We start from the raw sequence: 12307 nt of genomic DNA, 5'->3' as shown, positions 1-12307 counted from the left end.
ACGAGTGTCACGTGCCCCTTCCTTGGCGTTTGGTGTCCCTGAAACACTCCTTCCGCGCAGATTCCGTCACGTTCCGGCCATCCCGCACCTCAGGATGAGAGGTCTGTCCTTCATGTCCGAAGTAAACCGGCGCCGCTTTCTCCAACTCGCGGGTGCCACCACGGCCTTCAGTGCCCTGTCCGCCAGCATCCAGCGTGCCGCCGCCCTTCCGGCGAACCACCGCACGGGGTCGATCGAGGATGTCGAGCACATCGTCGTCCTCATGCAGGAGAACCGTTCCTTCGACCACTACTTCGGCACCCTGAGAGGAGTCCGCGGATTCGGCGACCCCCGCCCGGTCACCCTCGACAACGGCAAACCGGTCTGGCACCAGGAGAAGGACGGCAAGGAGATCCTGCCGTTCCACCCGGACGCCGACGACCTCGGCATGCAGTTCCTGGAGGGCCTGCCGCACTCCTGGCCCGACGGGCACCAGGCCTACGACGGGGGCAAGTACGACCGGTGGGTGCCGGCCAAGGGCACCACGACCATGGCGTACCTCACCCGCGAGGACATCCCGTTCCACTACGCCCTCGCCGACTCCTTCACCGTCTGCGACGCCTACCACTGCTCGTTCATCGGCTCGACCGACCCGAACCGCTACTACATGTGGTCCGGGTGCACCGGCAACGACGGCACCGGCGGGGGCCCGGTCCTCGGCAACGACGAACTGGGCTACGGCTGGACGACCTACCCCGAACGCCTGGAGCAGGCCGGCATCTCCTGGAAGATCTACCAGGACATCGGCGACGGCCTCGACGCCCAGGGCTCCTGGGGCTGGATCCAGGACGCCTACCGAGGCAACTACGGCGACAACTCGCTGCTGTACTTCGACAAGTACCGCGACGCCAAGCCCGGCGACCCCTGGTACGACAAGGCCCGCACCGGCACGAACGCCAAGGCCGGTGACGGCTACTTCGACGTGCTGAAAGCGGACGTGAAGGCCGGAAAGCTGCCGCAGATCTCCTGGATCGCCGCCCCCGAGGCCTTCTCCGAGCACTCCAACTGGCCCTCGAACTACGGCGCCTGGTACATCGCCCAGGTCCTGGACGCGCTCACCTCCAACCCGGAGGTCTGGTCGAAGACCGCCCTGTTCATCACCTACGACGAGAACGACGGCTTCTTCGACCACGTGGTGCCGCCGCTGCCCCCGAAGGACGCCTCACGCGGCCTGTCCACCGTGGACGTCTCCCTCGACCTCTTCCCGGGGGACGCCAAGAACACCGCCGGTCCCTACGGCCTGGGCCCCCGGGTCCCGATGCTGGTCGTCTCCCCGTGGAGCAAGGGCGGCTACGTCTGCTCCGAGACCCTCGACCACACCTCGATCCTGCGGTTCATGGAGCGCCGCTTCGGTGTGCGCGAGACCAACATCTCGCCGTGGCGCCGGGCCATCTGCGGTGATCTGACGTCCGCGTTCGACTTCTCCCGCAAGGACGCGCGCCCGGCCCCGCTGCCCGGCACCGACGCGTACGAGCCGCAGGACCGCGAACGCCACCCCGACTACAGGCCCGTCCCGCCGGCCGACCCGCGCATGCCCCGCCAGGAGCGCGGCCTGCGCCGCACCCGGCCGCTGAAGTACGCCCCGCACGTCGACGCCTCGGTCGACAGCGGGGCCGGGAAGCTCACCCTCACCTTCGCCTCCGGCGCGAAGGCGGGCGGCGCCTTCCATGTCACCTCGGGCAACCGCACCGACGGCCCCTGGACGTACACCACCGAGGCCGGCAAGACGCTCTCCGACACCTGGAACTCGGCGTTCTCCGGGGGCTCCTACGACCTGACCGTGCACGGCCCGAACGGCTTCGTGCGCGTCTTCAAGGGTTCGAACAAGGCGGCCGGCGGCGAGGTCACCGCCCGTCACACCGGCGACGACATCGAGCTGACCTTCACCAACAAGGGCTCCGGCACGGTCCGTCTGAAGCTCACCGACGCCTACGGCGGCCGGCCCGCGACCGTCTCCGTCCGTCCCGGGGCGAAGGTGTGCCGGACCGTCGAACTCGCCGCCGGCCACCGCTGGTACGACCTGACCGTCACCGCCGAGGGCGACAAGGCGTTCCTGCGGCGTTTCGCCGGGCACGTCGAGAACGGCCGGCCGGGGGTGAGCGACCCGGCGATCACCACCGCGTAGCGGGTGTGAGGTGCCCCGGATCGTGCGGCCGGGGCACCAGAGCCGGTTCGGGCGTGGCCGAGCCGGGCTCCAGGGCCAGGACGGCGGCCACCGGGTGGGCGTCGTCGACCGGGGACGCCGCGGGTGTGGTCCGGGTCAGCAGCACCACGCCCCAGGACGCGAGGCCCGCACCCGCGAGCGCGAGCAGCACACCCGCAGGGCCGCCCTGAAGGCGTTCGCCCAGCAACGACAGGCCGATCACCGCGGCGGCCAGCGGGTTGGACAGGGTCACCATCGCGAGGGGCCCGCCCAGACCTCCCCGGTACGCCGTCTGTGACAACACCAGCCCGCCGGCCGCGAAGGCCGCAACGATCAGGGCCACACCGACCACCTGGACGCTCAGCACCGGGCCGGACCGGTCCGTCGCGGCCACCGTCACGGTCTGCGTGAGGGCCGAGGCGACCCCGGAGGCGAGACCGGACGCGGTCGCGTGCCGCAGGCCGGGGCGGGCGCCGGGCCGGGACAGCATCCCGATGAGCGCCGCGGTGGCGCCGGCCACCGCCAGTGCCTCGGGGACGCTCAGCACACCGTCCGGCGCCGGACCGGACGCCGAAACCAGGATCGCGCCCAGACCGAGCAGCGTCAGCGCGGTGCCCTTCCACTCGACCGCGCTCACCCGCCGTCCCGCCATCCGCGCCCCCATGGGCACCGCCGCGACCAGGGTGAGCGCGCCGAGCGGCTGCACCACGGTCAGCGGGCCGTACCGGAGGGCGACGACGTGCAGCAACGCGGCGGACGCGTTCAGCCCGACCGACCACCACCAGGCTCCGCTGCCGAGCAGCCGCAGCGTGCCCGCTCCCGGGGAACGGGAGGCGAGCCGTTCCTGCGCGACCGCGGCGGCGGCGTAGGCGACGGCCGAGACGAGGGACAGGGCGAGGGCGATCCCGACGGCGCTCATCGGCCCGCCCCCGCGAGTGCCTGCTCGTCCCGCTGCGCCGGTACGAGGCTGTCCTGCGCCGGTACGAGGCTGTCGTGCGCACGCCCTGCCGTGCTCGCCGTGCGGTGCCGGGAGCGAAGCGAGACGGGGGTCCCCCCGGACGGGGTCTCGGGCCGGATCACCGCGAGCGCGAGGCCGAGCAGGGCCGCCGCGACGATCGCGTCCAGCCAGTAGTGGTTCGCCGTGCCGACGATCACCAGCAGCGTCAGCAGCGGATGCGCCAGCCACATCAGGCGCCACCGGGAGTGGGTCGCGACGATCAGGCCGATCGCCACCATCAGCGCCCAGCCGAAGTGCAAGGACGGCATCGCCGCGAACTGGTTCGACAGGGAGTCCGTCGCGGGATCGCCGTACACCGACGGCCCGTACACCCGTGCCGTGTCGACCAGGCCGGTCGCCGCCAGCATGCGCGGCGGTGCCAGCGGGAACAGCAGATGCAGCACCAGTGCGGCGGCCGTGACCGCGGCCAGGACCCGGCGGGCCCAGACGTAGTGCACCGGGCGGCGCAGGTAGAGCCAGATCAGGAAGGCGGCGGTGGCGGGAAAGTGGACGGCCGCGTAGTAGGTGTTCGCGACGTGCACCAGACCGTCGCCGTGCAGCAGCAGGGACTGGACCGCTCCCTCGGCGGGGAGATGGACCACCCGCTCGAAGTCCCAGACGCGGTGTGCGTCGTGGAAGGCCTCGCCGGTGTGGCCGGTGGCCAGCTGCCGGCCGAACTTGTAGACGAGGAAGAGCCCTGCGACGAGCAGGAGCTCCCGGACGAGCGGCGGTCGCGCTATCGCGTCGGACCCCGCCGGCGCAGGCTCGGTGCGGGCATTCATCCCCCGGCCCCTTCGGTGACGGTGGTGCTCTTATCGGTACGAGAGCGTACCGATACGCCAGTGTACCGATACGGCTGCGTACCGGTACACTGGCGTATCGATAGACGTAGGACACACCTCCGACCGGGAATTTTCCGGCCGCCTCGAGAAAGGCAGGAGCACCGCCGATGACGTCGCAGGCTGCGGACCGGCCCGAGCCGCTCGGTGCCACGCGCCGCTCCAAGATCACGCCCGAGCGTGAGCAGGAGTTCTACGACGCGGTGCTGGAGCAACTCCGGGAGTGCGGCTACGACTCCGTCACCATGGAGGGGATCGCCGCCAGCACCCGGTGCAGCAAGTCCACGCTCTACCGCCAGTGGAAGACCAAGCCCCAGTTCGTCGCGGCCGCGCTGCGCTCGCACCGGCGGACGCGCTGTATCGACACCGGCTCGCTCGCGGACGACCTGCGTGAGGCGGCCCGGGCGGCGGGAGAGCTGTCGGGCCGGGACACCAAGCTTCTCCAGGCGCTCGTGCACGCGGCCCCTCAGGACCCGGAGTTGCAGCGCGCGTTGCGCGAGGCGCTCGTCGAACCGGAGATCGCCGCGCTGAAGGAGATCATCCGGCGTGGGGTCGAACGGGGCGAAGTGCCCGCCGGCCACCCGGCGCTGGAGTACATCCCGGCGCAGATGTTCGGCGTCCTGCGCATCCGGCCCGTCCTGGAGGGCGAGTACGCGGACCCGGACTACCTGGTCCGCTTCGTGGAGGCCGCCGTGCTGCCGGCACTGGGCCTGACCTGAGACCCGGGGGGGCCCCCCCCCCCGGGGGGGCGGGGGCCCCCCCCCGCCGCCCCCGGGGGGGGGGGGGGGGGCGCCCCCCCCCCCCCCCGACCGGTGTGCGGGTGCCGGGCGTCAGACGGTTTGGCCGTTGCCGCTGCCCGTCGCCACCTTGATGCCCTTGGTGATGTCGTCGAGCAGGGTCTCCTTCTGGTCCGCGTCGACGCCGAACCGCACGATCACCATCTGCTTGGCGTTCGCGGGGGAGGGGAAGGCGAGCGACTCCACGATGCCGTCGGCGCCCTTGCTGGTGACGGCCTTCCAGCGGACCTGGTAGCCCTGCTGCCCGGCCACGGTCACGGCCTTGGCGTCGAGCACGTCGTGGGAGGTGATCCCGCCGTAGGACTTGCCGCCGTAGGACTCCTCGGCGTTCTTCGCGATGTCCGCCTTCGCGATCTCCTCTGCGGTGGCGCCCTTGGCGCCGAGCAGCAGGGCCGGGGCCGAGTAGGCGCCGCCCTTCGTGCAGGTCGCGGAGGTGTCGCCGGGGCACTTGTAGGAGTCGTCGGACGTCACCTGGGCACCGGCCTCGGCCTGCTGGCCGTACCAGCCCTTCGGGATCGGCAGACTGATGCCGCTGACCACATCGGTCACCGACCCGCTCCTGACCTTCGGCGGCTGTGACTGCTCGGGTCGCGGACTCTGCCCACCGGACCCGCCGTCGCCGCCGTTGCCTCCGGATCCGCCCGAGCCGCCCGAACCTCCGGATCCGCCCGACCCTCCGGATCCGCCCGGTCCGCCGAACGGGCCGCCCTGGCCTCCGGGGGCGCCCGGCCCGCCGGGCCCCTGCGAGGTGGGCGAACCGCCACCGCCGCTGTTGTCCGTCAACGCGTAGACGCCCACGCCGATGCAGGTGAGGACGGCCACGGCAGCGGCGACGGCGGCACCTGTCCGCAGCCGCCGCCCGTTTCCGCCGGGAGGCGCGGCGGGATGGGCGGGATAGGCGGGACAGGGGGCGTGCCCGGCAGCACTCGCATGCCCGGCGGCTCCGGAACCCCAGCCCCCCGGGTGCTGCCCGACTCCCGGCTGCTCGGCGGGGTTCGGCTGCCCGGCGGGGGCCGGTTGCGCCGGGGTCTCGGCGGGCGGCGCGTCGGATGCCGTCTGCTGCGTCGATACGGTCTCGGCGGACGCCGGGCCCGTCGGGGGACCCCAGGTCGCGGGCGGCTGCACCGGGCGGGTGCGGTCCGTCCAGGCCCGGCCGTCCCACCAGCGCTCGGTGGCGGGCCCGTCAGTCGTCTGTCCGGGATCGGCGTACCACCCGGGAGGAGTCTCCTGCGTCATGCCCCCACCGTATGAGGCGTCGGTGAAAGAGGCATGAGAGGAGTCGGAACCGGCTGTTCCGGCTGCAGCCGCATCGACCGCCGGGCCGCCCTCGGCGGAAGCCGGGACCGGCGCCGTACGCCGCCCGACCCGGTGGCCCCGACGGCCGAAAAGCGCCGCCCCGACCGGACGGAGGACGAAGACGAGGGCGACCGGCCGGCACGTCACGACCGGAGCTCTGTCTCCTTGCCGCCCGCCGGCATGACGAACCGCCCCGCGATGACGGTCGCCACGTGGCCGTGGACACCGACTCGTACCCCTCGATGCGAGGGCCGCAGCACCGCCCCCGCGCCCGTCGGCCGCGCCGTGTGTGTGCCCTCTCGTAGCTGAGTGGACGTCACCACCCTTGACTTTGCGAGCCGTTGACTCGAAGGCGGCTGGTGACGGGCCAGGCGCGTCGCCCGGCCGCACCCGGTGTCACCCGTCACGGCAAGAGGTGCCCCGACCACCCTCCACTCGGGCAATCGGACGGCTAGGCTCGATGTCTGTACGTCGTTCGGGCGACTTGGGGAGGTAGCGGGATGACGGAGGTACGGCCCACGGCCGCCGCCTCGGCTTCCCTGTGGGAGCGGGACAAGGAGGTCGCCGCCGTCGAGCGGGCGGTGGACCGCCTGTGCGTGGACCGTTCCTCGTCCGGCGGACTGCTGGTCTTCCGCGGCGAGGCCGGACTCGGCAAGACCGCCCTGCTGGCCGAAACCCGCCGCATCGCCGAGGCGCGCGGCTGCACGGTCTGGTCCGCGCGCGGCGGTGAGACCCTCAGGTCGGTCCCCTTCAACGTGGTACGGCAGTTGCTGCAGCCGGCGCTGGTGTCGATGCTGCCGGAGGAGGCCCGCGAGTATCTCGGCGACTGGTACGACATCGCCGGACCCGCCCTCGGCATCGCCGAGCCGGGCGACCGGCAGGCCGACCCGCAAGGTGTGTGCGACGGCCTGGTAGCGGCCGTGCGCCGGCTCGCCCGCCGCGACTGGCCGCTGGTGCTGATGATCGACGACGCCCACTGGGCGGACCAGGAGACCCTGCACTGGCTCGCGGGACTCGCCGAGCGCCTGGACGAGATGTCCGTCCTGGTCGTCGTCACGCGCCGCCCCGAAGAGGTCTCCGGTGCGAGCGCCCGCCACCTCGACACCGTCGCCGCCGCCGCGCACGGCCCCGCCACGGCCCTGAGCGCCCTCACCCCGGACGCCACGGCCGGACTCACCCGCGCCGCCCTCGGGGAACACGCCGCCGCCGCGTTCTGCCGAGAGGTCTGGGCCGTCACCGCGGGCAACCCCTACGACGCCGTCGAACTGCTCGCCCGAGTGCAGGACAGCGAGCTCGAACCGGTCGAGGCCCGCGCCGGCGAACTGCGCGACCTGAACCGCTCGGCCCGCGGCGGCGGCCTCGTCGCCCGCCTGGAGGAACTGGGCATCGACGCCACCAGGTTCGCCTGGGCCGCCGCCATCCTCGGCACCGGCATCTCCGTCGACCTGGTCGCCAAGCTCGCCACCCTGCGACCGGGCGACGCCCGCCGCTGCGCCGACCTGCTGCACACCGCCCGGATCCTCACCGCGCCCGACCCCGCGACGGGACGCAGCGCCGACGGCGATCTCGAATTCGTCCACCCGCTGATCGCCACCGCCGTCTACAACTCCATCCCCGACGCCCTGCGCACCGCCATGCACGGCATCGCCGCCCGGATCGTCTCCGACGAGGGACACGGCGCCGCGGCGGCCGCCCGCCACCTCCTGGAGGTCCACCCGGACGACGACGAGGAACTCGTCACGCAACTGCGCGAGGCCGCCCGCGAGCACCTCGCCGTCGGCGCCCCCGACGCGGCCCGCCGCTGCCTGGAACGTGCCCTGGAGGAACCGCCCCGGCCCGAGTCGCACCCGCAGGTGCTGTACGAACTGGCCGAGGCCACCTTCCTCACCGCGCCCGCCCGCACCATCGGCCATCTGCGCACCGCGCTCGGCATGCCCGGCCTCCAAGGCGGCCAGCGGGTCGACGCCGTCTTCCGGCTCTCCCAGGCGCTGCTCCACAACGACCAGCTGGAGGAAGCCGTCCGCACGGTCGAGGCGGAGGCCGCCCGGCTCCAGCCGGGCCCCGACCGGATGCGGCTGCAGGCCGCACAGTTCATGTGGGAGGGGCTGCACGCCGGCGAGGCCGCCTCACCCGGCCGCTCCCAGCGGCTCGCCGACCTCGCCCGCCCCTGCACCGGCCGGGACAACTCCGAACGCGCCCTGCTCATCCTGCGCGGCTTCGACGCCCTGATGCACGGCGAGAACGCCGAGGAGGTCGCCGAACTGTGCGACCGCGCCCTCGTCAACGGCCGCCTCGCCCCCGGACTCGGCTGGACCGACACCGAGTGGGGCATCGAACTGCTGCTGATGCTGGCCAACGCGTACGGCTTCACCGACCGTCTGGACCGCGCCGAGACCCTCTACAACGAAGCGCTGCGCGCCTACGAGACGGCCGGCTGGAGCGGCGGCCACCTCGCCCTGGCCCACGCCTACGTCGGGATCGGCCACCGCAGGCGAGGCCGGCTCAAGGAGGCCGAGGCGTCCCTGCGCGAGGCACTGCGCCTGGCCGAGCGCGTCGGCCGCGGCCTGCCCCTGTACTGGTCCGCGACCTGCAGCCTGGTCGACACCCTGCTCGCCCGCGGCCAGGTCGAGCAGGCCTGGGAGGTCGCCGAACGGCACGGCTTCGCCCCGCCCTACCCGTCCACCATCGTCCTGCCCGATCCCCGCTCGGTGCGCGGCCGGCTGCTGCTGGCCGTCGGCCGCACCAAGGACGGCATCAACGAACTGGAGGCCGCGGAGAAGGCGGCAGCGGCCCGTGGACACCACAACCCGGTGCTCGTCCCCTGGGCGGCCGACCTCGCCCGCGCCCTGCGCACCGAGGACCCGGCCCGGGCCGCGCGGCTCGCCGTCGACGTCCGCCGCCAGGCCGAGCGCTTCGGCACGGACACGGCGATAGGGGAAGCCCTGCGCTGCGCCGCCGACCTGGAGACGGGCCAGCGGGCGGTCCGGCTCTACGGCCAGGCCGTCACGTACCTGGAGGCGTCGCCCTGCCAGTACGAACACGCGGCGGCCCGCATCGAGTTCGGCATCGCCGCCCGTTCACCGGCCGACCTGTACCGCGGCCTGGACCTGGCGGTCTCGTGCGGGGCCGACGGACTGGCGGAGCGGGCACGTGCCGCCCTCAGGGCCGGTGCGGGCCCGGCGTAGTCACGCGCCGTCCTCTTCCGCCAGTACCCGCTGGGCCGTCGCGAACGCCGAGTTCGCCGCCGGTACCCCGCAGTACACGGCCGTCTGGAGGAGCACCGCGCCGATCTCCTCCGGGGTGAGGCCGCCCCGGCGGGCCGCGCGGACGTGCATGGCCAGCTCGTCGTAGTGGCCGTGTGCGACCAGCGCGGTGAGGGTGATCATGCTGCGCTCGCGGCGGGACAGCGTCGGGTCGGTCCAGATCTCGCCCCAGGCGTAGCGCGAGATGAAGTCCTGGAACCGGGCCGTGAACGCGGTCTGGCGGGTCTGAGCCCGGTCGACGTGCTCGTCGCCGAGCACCTCGCGCCGTACCGCCATGCCCAGGAGGGCGCCCTGGCCCAAGTGGGCGCGCAGGGCGGTCAGCACCGCCTTCGGGCACTGGGCGGGCGCGAGGTGCGAGGCGCCCGGCAGTTCCACGAGCGTCGCGCCCGGCACGGCGTCGGCGATCTCCCGCAGGTGCGCGGGCGGTGTCGCGGGATCCTCACGGCCGGCGACCAGCAGGGTCGGCACGGCGATCTCCGGCAGCCGGTCCCGCAGGTCGAACGCGGCGAGCGCGTCACAGCAGGCGGCGTACGCCTCCGGGTCGGCGTCCCGGTGGTCCCGGACCAGGCGCGGCACGGTGAAGTCCCCGGCGAACCAGCGCGCGCCGGCGTTGTCCGCCAGCCCGGCCAGCCCCTCACGCCGTACCAGCGCGGCCCGCTCCTCCCACGGCCTGGACCCGTTGAAGTGGGCCGACGAGCAGATCGCGGCGAGCGAGGTCAGGCGCTCAGGATGGTGCACCGCCAGATGCAGCCCCACGGCCCCGCCCAGGGACACACCCGCATACGCGAACCGCTCGATGGCGAGCGAGTCGGCGAGCGCCAGCACCCGCCCCGCGAGGTCACCGACGCTCGCGCCCGCCCGGATGAGACCGGCCGTCGAACCGCCGTGCCCGGGCAGGTCCCAGCGCACCACCCGATGGGTGATCGACAGCTCGGGCGCCACGTCGTCCCACAGGGCGTACGAGGTGCCGAGCGAAGGGCCGAGCAGCAGTGGGGGAGCGGAGGCGGGCCCTTCCGCATGGTGGTTCAGAAGTGTCAACGTCGCTCCAGAGCACGGTCGGTGAGGACTCCGGCGGAGCCCGTGTAATGGGCCGGATCGAGATCCACGTCGGCCAGCTCGGGTGCCTCGGCGAGCGGTCGCCCCTCGGACGCCAGCCGTGTGAGGAGCTCCTTGGCGCGGGCCCGGCCCAGCACCGGGGTCAGTTCGGCGGACAGCCGCTCCGAGACGATCAACCCGTGGGTGAGATCCAGGTGTTCGCGCATGGTCTTGGGCCTGACCCGCAGCCCCTCGGCCAGTTCGGCGGCGTCCCGGGCGGCACCTCCGGCCAGCCGCAGCAGATCCCGCAGCGGTTCCCACTCGGCGTGCCAGGCGCCGGCCGGGCGTTCGTCCTCCGCTGCCATCGCCCCGTACAGGGTCGCCGCGAGCTGGGGTGCCCGCCGCGCGGCGGAGGCGATCAGGGTGGACCGTACGGGGTTGGACTTGTGCGGCATGGCGGACGAGCCCCCGCCGCTGCCCTCCGTGACCTCGGCGATCTCGGTGCGCGACAGGGTGAGGACGTCCACGGCGAGCTTGCCGAGCGCGCCCGCCGTGAACGCGAGGCATCCGGCGAGGTCGGCGACCGGTGTGCGCAGGGTGTGCCAGGGCAGGTTGGGTGCCCGCAGACCGAGTTCGCGGGCGTACGCCTCCGGCAGCCCGGCCGGATCACCCGCGCCGTACGCCCCGAAGGCCGCCAGTGTTCCCGCCGCGCCGCCGAGTTGGGCGGGCAGCGACTCCCGGACTGCCCGCAGCCGGTCCCGCGCGTCGAGCACCAGTGACCGCCACCCGGCAGCCTTCAGCCCGAAGGTGGTCGGCACCGCGTGCTGGGTGAGGGTGCGCCCCGGCATCGCGGTGTCGCGGTGCTCGGCCGCCAGCCGGGACAGCGCCTGTTCGCCGCGGCCGAGGTCGGCGAGGACCACGTCGAGGGTCCGGCCGGCGACCAGCATCGTCGCCGTGTCCATGATGTCCTGGCTGGTCGCGCCCCGGTGGACGTAGGGCCCGTACGCCTCGCCCACGGCCTCGGTCAGATCCGCGACCAGGGGGATGACGGGGTTGCCGCCCGCACGGGCGCGCTCGGCGAGGGACCCTACGTCGAAGGCACCCGCCCCGGCCGCCGCCGTGACCGCCGTCGCCGCCTCGGCCGGGGCGAGCCCCATGGCGGCCTGGGCGCGGGTCAGCGCGGCCTCCGCGTCGAGCAGGGCCCGCAGATACGCCTCGTCGCCGGTGGCGGAGGAAGCCGCCGAATCGGCCCACCCGGGGGCGAGCAGGCCGGTGTCACCGCGGTGCGCTGTCACGTGAACTCCAGGAAGACCGTCTCGCCCTCGCCCTGAAGGCGGATGTCGAAACGGTACGTGCCGTTGCCCTCCTCCGCGGCGATCAGCGTGTCGCGGCGAGCTTCCTGCAGCCCGGACAGCAACGGGTCGGCCGCGAGTACCGCGGCGTCGCCCGGCAGATAGATCCGGGTGTAGAGGTGCACGAGCAGTCCGCGCGCGAACACGCACACACTGAGGTACGGGGCGCTGCGCCCCCGCGCGCCGGGCCGCAGCGTGCGCGCGTACCAGTGGCCGTTCGCGTCGGTCTGGATGCGTCCCCAGCCCGTGAACTCCACGCCGTTGCGCCCGAGGAAACCTCCGGAGGCCGGGTCGCGCCGCATGGAGCCGTCGACGGTCGGCAGGTTGCCGTCGGGGTCCGGCCCCCACAGCTCGATCAGGGCGTCCGGCAGCGGGTTGCCCTCGCCGTCGGTGACGTGACCGTGCACCGTGACGGTGTCGGGGTGCCCGAGGGGCGCGATGTCCTCGCCGCCGCGGAACGGCAGTGCGTGGCCGTAGAACGGTCCGACGGTGTGCGACGGGGTGGGCAGCACCTGGTCGGGCGAGCTGGTGTCGATCTTCGTCATG

9 protein-coding genes are annotated in these 12307 nt (G+C 73.5%); 3 read left to right on the top strand and 6 right to left on the bottom strand.

Annotated elements, in window-relative coordinates; all coding sequences use genetic code 11:
• The first annotated feature begins 112 nt into the window (after positions 1-112).
• Entirely contained in the window at positions 113-2164 is a 2052-nt protein-coding gene (locus ACFCXS_RS30285; protein ID WP_376646540.1) for a phosphocholine-specific phospholipase C, read from the top strand.
• On the opposite strand, the gene ACFCXS_RS30280 is transcribed toward ACFCXS_RS30285, so the two are convergent.
• Complete coding sequence (locus ACFCXS_RS30280) at positions 2151-3101, bottom strand: hypothetical protein (protein WP_376646539.1); 951 nt, start codon at positions 3099-3101, stop codon at positions 2151-2153. The genes ACFCXS_RS30285 and ACFCXS_RS30280 overlap by 14 nt on opposite strands.
• Complete coding sequence (locus ACFCXS_RS30275; RefSeq protein ID WP_376646538.1) at positions 3098-3961, bottom strand: phosphatase PAP2 family protein; 864 nt, start codon at positions 3959-3961, stop codon at positions 3098-3100. Before ACFCXS_RS30275 ends, ACFCXS_RS30280 begins: the two co-directional genes overlap by 4 nt.
• A gap of 167 nt (positions 3962-4128) precedes the next feature.
• Between ACFCXS_RS30275 and ACFCXS_RS30270 the strand changes: the two genes are divergently transcribed.
• The gene (locus ACFCXS_RS30270) at positions 4129-4737 is read left to right on the top strand and encodes a TetR/AcrR family transcriptional regulator (RefSeq protein WP_376646537.1); all 609 of its coding nucleotides are present in this window, start codon (positions 4129-4131) and stop codon (positions 4735-4737) included.
• 111 nt (positions 4738-4848) lie between these two features.
• Here the strand turns inward: ACFCXS_RS30270 and ACFCXS_RS30265 are convergent, their stop codons facing one another.
• A complete protein-coding gene (locus ACFCXS_RS30265) occupies positions 4849-6051 on the bottom strand; it encodes a DUF2510 domain-containing protein (protein WP_376646536.1) in 1203 nt (400 codons plus the stop codon).
• 560 nt (positions 6052-6611) lie between these two features.
• On the opposite strand from ACFCXS_RS30265, the gene ACFCXS_RS30260 reads away from it, so the two are divergent.
• Positions 6612-9296, top strand: coding sequence for an AAA family ATPase (locus ACFCXS_RS30260; protein ID WP_376646535.1), 2685 nt, complete (start codon positions 6612-6614; stop codon positions 9294-9296).
• Here the strand turns inward: ACFCXS_RS30260 and pcaD are convergent, their stop codons facing one another.
• The 3 genes from pcaD to pcaG are packed head-to-tail and all read right to left on the bottom strand — an operon-like array spanning position 9297 to position 12306.
• Positions 9297-10412 carry a 3-oxoadipate enol-lactonase gene (gene pcaD / locus ACFCXS_RS30255; protein WP_376646534.1) on the bottom strand — a complete coding sequence of 372 codons (1116 nt, stop codon included), beginning with the start codon at positions 10410-10412 and terminating at the stop codon, positions 9297-9299. It lies immediately after the preceding gene.
• On the bottom strand, positions 10409-11704 hold the full coding sequence (gene pcaB / locus ACFCXS_RS30250; protein ID WP_376646533.1) for a 3-carboxy-cis,cis-muconate cycloisomerase: 1296 nt from the start codon (positions 11702-11704) through the stop codon (positions 10409-10411). The genes pcaD and pcaB overlap by 4 nt, the downstream gene beginning before the upstream one ends.
• Positions 11701-12306, bottom strand: a complete 606-nt coding sequence (gene pcaG / locus ACFCXS_RS30245) for a protocatechuate 3,4-dioxygenase subunit alpha (protein WP_376646532.1) — start codon at positions 12304-12306, stop codon at positions 11701-11703. The genes pcaB and pcaG overlap by 4 nt, the downstream gene beginning before the upstream one ends.
• Position 12307: the final 1 nt, after the last annotated feature.

The organism is Streptomyces sp. NPDC056373, from assembly GCF_042262425.1.
In the GTDB taxonomy this organism is placed as follows: domain Bacteria; phylum Actinomycetota; class Actinomycetes; order Streptomycetales; family Streptomycetaceae; genus Streptomyces.
The sequence above is the reverse complement of the archived record's forward strand: the minus strand, read 5'-3'. Positions and strand labels throughout refer to the sequence as shown.

What these genes read in the sequence shown, in the direction of transcription:
- ACFCXS_RS30280 (WP_376646539.1), bottom strand. Translation starts at nt 3,101, where the DNA reads ATGAGCGCCGTCGGGATCGCCCTCGCCCTGTCCCTCGTCTCGGCCGTC.
- ACFCXS_RS30260 (WP_376646535.1), top strand. Translation starts at nt 6,612, where the DNA reads ATGACGGAGGTACGGCCCACGGCCGCCGCCTCGGCTTCCCTGTGGGAG.
- pcaG (WP_376646532.1), bottom strand. Translation starts at nt 12,306, where the DNA reads ATGACGAAGATCGACACCAGCTCGCCCGACCAGGTGCTGCCCACCCCG.
- ACFCXS_RS30265 (WP_376646536.1), bottom strand. Translation starts at nt 6,051, where the DNA reads ATGACGCAGGAGACTCCTCCCGGGTGGTACGCCGATCCCGGACAGACG.
- ACFCXS_RS30275 (WP_376646538.1), bottom strand. Translation starts at nt 3,961, where the DNA reads ATGAATGCCCGCACCGAGCCTGCGCCGGCGGGGTCCGACGCGATAGCG.
- ACFCXS_RS30270 (WP_376646537.1), top strand. Translation starts at nt 4,129, where the DNA reads ATGACGTCGCAGGCTGCGGACCGGCCCGAGCCGCTCGGTGCCACGCGC.
- ACFCXS_RS30285 (WP_376646540.1), top strand. Translation starts at nt 113, where the DNA reads ATGTCCGAAGTAAACCGGCGCCGCTTTCTCCAACTCGCGGGTGCCACC.